1 protein-coding gene is annotated in these 399 nt (G+C 61.2%); it reads right to left on the bottom strand.

The features are described 5' to 3' along the window. Positions 1–53 precede the first annotated feature (53 nt). A partial coding sequence (gene tnpB, locus WM40_RS27440) for an IS66 family insertion sequence element accessory protein TnpB (RefSeq protein ID WP_046154715.1) occupies positions 54–399 on the bottom strand: 346 nt, incomplete at its 5' end.

The following is a 399-nucleotide window of genomic DNA, read 5'->3' as shown; positions in this document are numbered from 1 at the left end:
TTCGGCCATGGCGACAGTTTACGCATTTCAGGCCACGTATACAACTGCTACGACTACGCCGCACGGGGTGTGGCGGTGCGCTGTGGTCGGCGCCAGTCGATGCCTTCAAGCAACATGGACAACTGCGCAGCGCTCAAATGCACGCTACCGGAATCGGCCTGCGGCCAGACGAAGTAACCGTGTTCAAGGCGTTTGCAGAGCAAACACAGACCCTGTCCGTCCCACCAGAGCACCTTGATTCGGTCGCCGCGCCGACCTCGGAAGACAAACACCTGGCCGCCGTACGGGTTGTTGGCAAGTTTGGTTTGCACGACAGCGGCCAAACCGTCGAAGCCACGCCGCATATCGGTCACGCCGGCAACCAGCCACACTTGCGTGCCGGGAGGTAGGCCGATCATG

Source organism: Robbsia andropogonis (genome assembly GCF_000970345.1).
Lineage (GTDB): Bacteria > Pseudomonadota > Gammaproteobacteria > Burkholderiales > Burkholderiaceae > Robbsia > Robbsia andropogonis.
This window is presented reverse-complemented; position numbering and strand designations above follow the sequence as displayed.